The organism is Thermoflexus sp. (genome assembly GCF_040289485.1).
In the GTDB taxonomy this organism is placed as follows: domain Bacteria; phylum Chloroflexota; class Anaerolineae; order Thermoflexales; family Thermoflexaceae; genus Thermoflexus.
This window is the reverse complement of record NZ_PSLG01000095.1, coordinates 1-5,012: the sequence shown is the minus strand read 5'-3', so window position 1 is coordinate 5,012 and position 5,012 is coordinate 1. Positions and strand designations below refer to the sequence as shown.

Genomic DNA, 5,012 nt, shown 5'->3' with positions numbered 1-5,012 from the left:
CCAGCCGCCGGCCGGCCGCCTCGATCTGGGCCTGAAGCATGGCCAGAGCACCGACCGGCGTCGGGGCGGCGCGGGCCGCCGCGACGGCCAGGTCTGCCGCCTCAGTGGCCACCGCCAGCGCCGGGGGACCGCCGTCGTGGAAGGCGGCTGGGAAGAAGGGGCAGAGGGGCGGCACACGGCTGAGGACGGCGAACCGGAGGTTGGCAAAGCCATTGGGAGACAGGGCGGCGTTCTCCCGGAGGATCCGGGCCGCCAGGGCCGCCGCCTCCGGCTCCTCCAACGAGAAAGCCGCGAACGTCCGCTCGGTCCGGGCGAACACATGGGGGATCCATGGGGCGTGCGGCCCCATCGGGCCCAGGCTGAGGTAATCGAACCCGAGATCCTGAGCGGCGGCCTCCCCCTCCACGGCCCGGGCCAGGAGCGCCTCCGGCCCCTCCGAGGGATCCGGGGGGGTGAGGGCCACGCGCAGCGTCTGCACCTCCCAGCCGTCCTCCTGGAGGGCCTCCCGGGCCGCCTGGGCCAGCCGCCCTGCCACCGTCGGGATCCCTCCTCGCGGATCCGGATGGACGAAGACCGTGATGGCCCGGATGCGCATCAGGCCTCCTGTCGGTCAGGCTGGTCGGGTGTACGGGCAAGGATAGTCCCGAACCGCGATCCAGGGAAACGCCGGGCGGGCTTGTCGGCCCCTCATCCTTCCCGCACAATCGTTTGGAGGAGGCGCGCGATGGCGCAGATGGTGCCGGTGGATGCGGAGCGACCGGATCCCGAAGTGATCGCCCGGGCGGCGGCGATCCTGCGGGCCGGAGGCCTGGTCGCCTTCCCCACCGAGACCGTCTATGGGCTGGGAGCGGACGGCCTGAACCCGGCGGCGCTGGCGCGCCTGTTCCAGGCCAAAGGCCGACCGGCCACCGACCCGGTGATCCTGCATATCGCCGATCTGGCGCTGCTGCCCCGGCTGGCCCGAGAGGTCCCCCCTGCGGCCTGGGCCCTGGCCCGGCGCTTCTGGCCCGGCCCCCTGACCTTGGTGCTGCCCAAACAACCGATCGTCCCCGACGTGGCCACAGCGGGGCTGCCAACGGTGGCCATCCGCATGCCGGCCCATCCGGTGGCCCTCGCCCTCCTCCGGGCGGCCGGCGTCCCGGTGGCCGCCCCCAGCGCCAACCGGTTCGGGCGCACCAGCCCGACGACGGCCCAGCACGTCTTGGAGGACCTGGGAGACACCGTGGACCTGATCCTGGACGCCGGGCCGACCCCCATCGGGGTGGAATCCACCGTCCTGGACCTCACCCGGCCGATCCCGACGATCCTGCGGCCCGGGGGGCTGCCGCGAGAAGTCCTGGAGGAGCTCCTGGGCCCGGTGGCGCTGTTCGACCGTTCGGTGGAGGGGCCGGCCCCCGCCCCCGGCATGCTGCCCAAGCACTACGCCCCCAGGGCGGAGATGGTGGTCCTGCTGGGACCCCGGCCGGCGGTGCGCGCCCGGCTTCGGGACCTGGCGGAACGCTACTTGCGGGCGGGCTGCCGCGTGGGGGCGTTGATCGCGGAGGAGGACCGGGAGGCCCTCGCCGGCCTGCCGGTGATCCTCGCTGTTCTGGGCTCCGAGAACGACCTGGAGGGCATCGCCCGGCGGCTCTACCAAGCCCTCCGGGACCTGGACGCCCAGGGCCCGGACCTCATCCTCGCCCGGGAGTTTGGGACTCAGGGGCTGGGCCTGGCCATCCGGGATCGCCTGGTCCGCGCCGCCGGGGGTCGCGTGGTCCACGTTGGGGAGGCCGGGGATTGAAGCGAATCCACATCGGCTGTTGCGGGTTCCCCAAAGCCCGCTCGGTGTATTTCCGGGCCTTTCGAGCGGTGGAGGTCCAACAGACCTTCTACGACCCGCCCCGGCCGGAGACCCTGCGGCGCTGGCGGGAGGAGGCGGGGCCGGATTTCGTGTTCACCCTCAAGGCGTGGCAGGTCGTCACCCATCCCGCCAGCAGCCCCACTTACCGTCGGCTGCGACGGCCCCTGCGCCCAGAGGAGCGGGCGAAGGCCGGCGGGTTCCAAGACACTCCGGTGGTGTGGCGGGCGTGGGAGGCCACCCTGGAGGCGGCCCGCGCCCTAGGCGCAACGGTGATCCTCCTGCAGTGCCCGGCCTCCTTCACCCCAACGCCGGAACACGTCCGGAACCTGGAGGCCTTCCTCGAGCGCGCCCGGCCCGCTCCCTTCCGCATCGCCTGGGAGCCGCGGGGGGATTGGCCGGCGGAGGAGGTGCGGCGGATCTGTGCCCGCCATGGCCTGATCCACGCCGTGGATCCCTTCGCCCAGCCCCCGGTCACCGAGGGGACGGCCTATTTCCGCTTGCACGGCCGCACCGGCTACGCCTACCGCTACACGGACGCCGACCTCGAGGCCCTCGAGGGCTGGTGCCAACCCTTTGAGGAGATCTACGTGTTCTTCAACAACGTTTCGATGTGGGAAGACGCCCTGCGCTTCCAGGAGCGGATGCGCGGAAAGGCGTTAAAATAGGTCTCAGGAAAGGCGCGCAGGCCCGGCCGGCTGATCCCCCGGAGAGCCCCACCCCGCTGAGCACGCGGGCGAACCGAGAACGCGGGAGGTCCAGCATGTTGACCGAGCAGACGCTGCGGGAACTGGCGGCGCTGGAGAGCCCCGACGTCCCGATCCTGAGCCTGTATCTGGATGTGGACCCGCGACGTCTGACCAAGGATCATTACCGGCTGAACCTGCGGCACCTCCTGGAGCGCGTGAAGGAGGAGATCGCGCGGGAGGATCTGGAGGCCGCTCAGCGCTTTGTGGAACGGGAATACGATGGATCCGGGCGCGGGCTGGCCCTCTTCTCGGCCCAGGCCCGGGGGATCTGGCGCGCCTTCGTCCTCGCCGTCCCCACCCCGAACCTGGCTTTCGCCGGCCGCAAGCCTTCCGTCTTCCCCCTGGCGCGGCTGTGGGACGCTTACGGCCGGTTCCTGGTGGCCCTGGTGGACAAAACCCACGTCCGTCTGCTCTTCTATCAGATGGGAGTGCTTCAGGAGTCGCTGGAGCTCCACGGGGAGCCTATCAAGCGCCACAAGCAGGGCGGCTGGGGGGCCGAGAAGCTCCAGCGCCACGAGGACGAGGTCGCCTATCGGAACCTGAAGGAAGCGGCGGAACTGACGGCCGCCTTCTGCGCGCGCCACCAGCCCCGCTACCTGCTGTTGGGCGGGGCCGACCCCACCGTTGTGGAGTTCCGGGAGCAACTGCCCCGGCCCTGGCGGGAGCGGATCGCCGGGACCGTCCCTGGGGACCGGATGTCGGAGGAGGGGGAGATCCGGGAGGCGGCCCTGCGGGTGCTCCAACAGGTGGAGCGGGAGCGGGAGTTCGCCCTGGTGGACGCGACGATCACCGCCGCGGCGAAGGGAGCCAACGGCGTGATGAACCTGGACGACACGCTGGGGGCGGCGGCGGAGGGGCGCGTCCACGTGCTCCTGGTGGCCGATGGCTTCCACGCCCCGGCCTACCGGTGCACCGGGTGCGGTTTCCTCACGGCCATCCGGCGGGAGACATGCCCCTTCTGCGGCGCCGCCTTCGAGACCCTCCCGGACGCGGTGGACTGGCTGATCGCGACGGTGCTGGAGAACGGCGGACAGGTGGAGATCGTCGAGGGCCATCCCCGGCTCCAGGAGGTCGGGGTCGCCGCCCTCCTGCGTTATTGAGGGGGCGGGTGAGAGCGGGAGGCCGCGGGTGGTCATCGCCGAGGGGAGCCCGGCGCCACACGGATTGCGCCCTGCGGATGTCCGGCGGGATCTGCACGGGATCGCCGATCTGCTGGCGGAGGCCTTCTCCGGGGAACTGGACGAGGTCGGCTGGCGGGTGATCCGAGAACTGCGCCGCTGGTCCCGCCTGGGGTGGCTCCTGCGCGGGCTGGAGGTTTTCCTGCCGCCCGGCGAGCGCTTCGCGCCGGGATACGTTTGGGTTGAGGAAGGACGCATCGTGGGCTACACGATGGTCCGGCGCCTCCGGCCGGGCTCGACGGGATGGCTGATCGCCAACGTGGCCGTGGCCCCCGATTTCCGGCGACGCGGGATCGCCCGGGCGCTGGTCTCCGCGTGTCTGGATTACGCCCGGGCGCACGGGGCCCGCTGGGCGGTCCTGCAGGTTCGGGCGGACAACCTGCCGGCCCTCCGGCTCTACCAGGGCCTGGGGTTTGTGGAGATCGGACGGATCCGGATATGGCGGCGGGAGCACCTCTCCCCGCCGGAGCCGACCCCGGTCCCCGGCTTCCACGTCCGTCCGGCCCGCCCGACGCGGGACCTGTCCGCGCTCCTCGACCTCGTTCGGATGGCGGAGAGCCCGGCGCTGCGCCTCTTTGAGCCCTTCGAGGGGCTCTCCGCGTGGCCCCCTGGATGGCCCTTCCGCTGGCGCCCCCGGCCCCTGTGGCTTCTGGAGACCGAGTCGGGGGATCCCCAGGCGCTGGCGGCCTGGGTCCGTCGCGAGGGCATCCCCACCCTTCGGCTCTTCCGCCGCCCCCAAACGGTTCCTTCCCCGCCCCTCCAGTGGCTCCTCGCCCTGGCCCTGGCGGAAATCGCCCCGGGCCCCCCACTGATGGCCGTCACCGGCGAGGAGCCGGACCTGGCCGCTGCCCTGATGGCGGCCGGGTTCCACCCGGTCCGCACCCTCATCGGCATGCGGCGGGACCTCGCCCCCGAGGGCTGGGGCGATGCGGGATGACCCCGCCTGATCCCCGCTGCCTCCCGCGATCCAGGCAACGGTACTGGCCCTGGCCACGATAATGGATCTGGCGCCGGGGATCTTCCTAGCCCCTTTATCGGGATCCTGGTGGATCAGTGGGATCGGCGCGGGGGGATGGGGGGATCACCGGTGGCCTGATCCTGAGAGGAACCGAGGCCGTGGACAGCGAATCAGGCCGGGGCGCCGCTGCGCGGACGGAGGATCCGCTCTCGGTAAAGGGCCTCGAGGGGGGCGAGGGTGTGTTCCCAATCGTAGCGGGCGACGGCCAGGCGCCGGGCCGCCGCCCCCAG

The 5,012-nt window shown here is 72.1% G+C and carries 5 protein-coding genes; 4 read left to right on the top strand and 1 reads right to left on the bottom strand.

What is annotated here, in order from left to right; all coding sequences use genetic code 11:
- The coding region (locus C4313_RS11000) for a DUF711 family protein (RefSeq protein WP_352429906.1) at nt 1–595 on the bottom strand (595 nt) is incomplete at its 3' end.
- Nucleotides 596–724: 129 nt separating this feature from the next.
- Between C4313_RS11000 and C4313_RS10995 the strand changes: the two genes are divergently transcribed.
- The 4 genes from C4313_RS10995 to C4313_RS10980 all read left to right on the top strand — a co-directional run bounded on the left by C4313_RS10995 (nt 725) and on the right by C4313_RS10980 (nt 4,701).
- On the top strand, nt 725–1,780 hold the full coding sequence (locus C4313_RS10995) for an L-threonylcarbamoyladenylate synthase (RefSeq protein WP_352429905.1): 1,056 nt from the start codon (nt 725–727) through the stop codon (nt 1,778–1,780).
- Nucleotides 1,777–2,505, top strand: a complete 729-nt coding sequence (locus C4313_RS10990) for a DUF72 domain-containing protein (protein ID WP_352429904.1) — start codon at nt 1,777–1,779, stop codon at nt 2,503–2,505. The genes C4313_RS10995 and C4313_RS10990 overlap by 4 nt, the downstream gene beginning before the upstream one ends.
- A 95-nt stretch (nt 2,506–2,600) precedes the next feature.
- Nucleotides 2,601–3,686, top strand: a complete 1,086-nt coding sequence (locus C4313_RS10985; protein ID WP_352429903.1) for a baeRF10 domain-containing protein — start codon at nt 2,601–2,603, stop codon at nt 3,684–3,686.
- Nucleotides 3,687–3,714: 28 nt separating this feature from the next.
- Nucleotides 3,715–4,701, top strand: coding sequence for a GNAT family N-acetyltransferase (locus tag C4313_RS10980; RefSeq protein WP_352429902.1), 987 nt, complete (start codon nt 3,715–3,717; stop codon nt 4,699–4,701).
- The last annotated feature ends 311 nt before the right edge of the window (nt 4,702–5,012 follow it).

What these genes read in the sequence shown, in the direction of transcription:
- C4313_RS10995 (WP_352429905.1), top strand. Translation starts at nt 725, where the DNA reads ATGGCGCAGATGGTGCCGGTGGATGCGGAGCGACCGGATCCCGAAGTG.
- C4313_RS10985 (WP_352429903.1), top strand. Translation starts at nt 2,601, where the DNA reads ATGTTGACCGAGCAGACGCTGCGGGAACTGGCGGCGCTGGAGAGCCCC.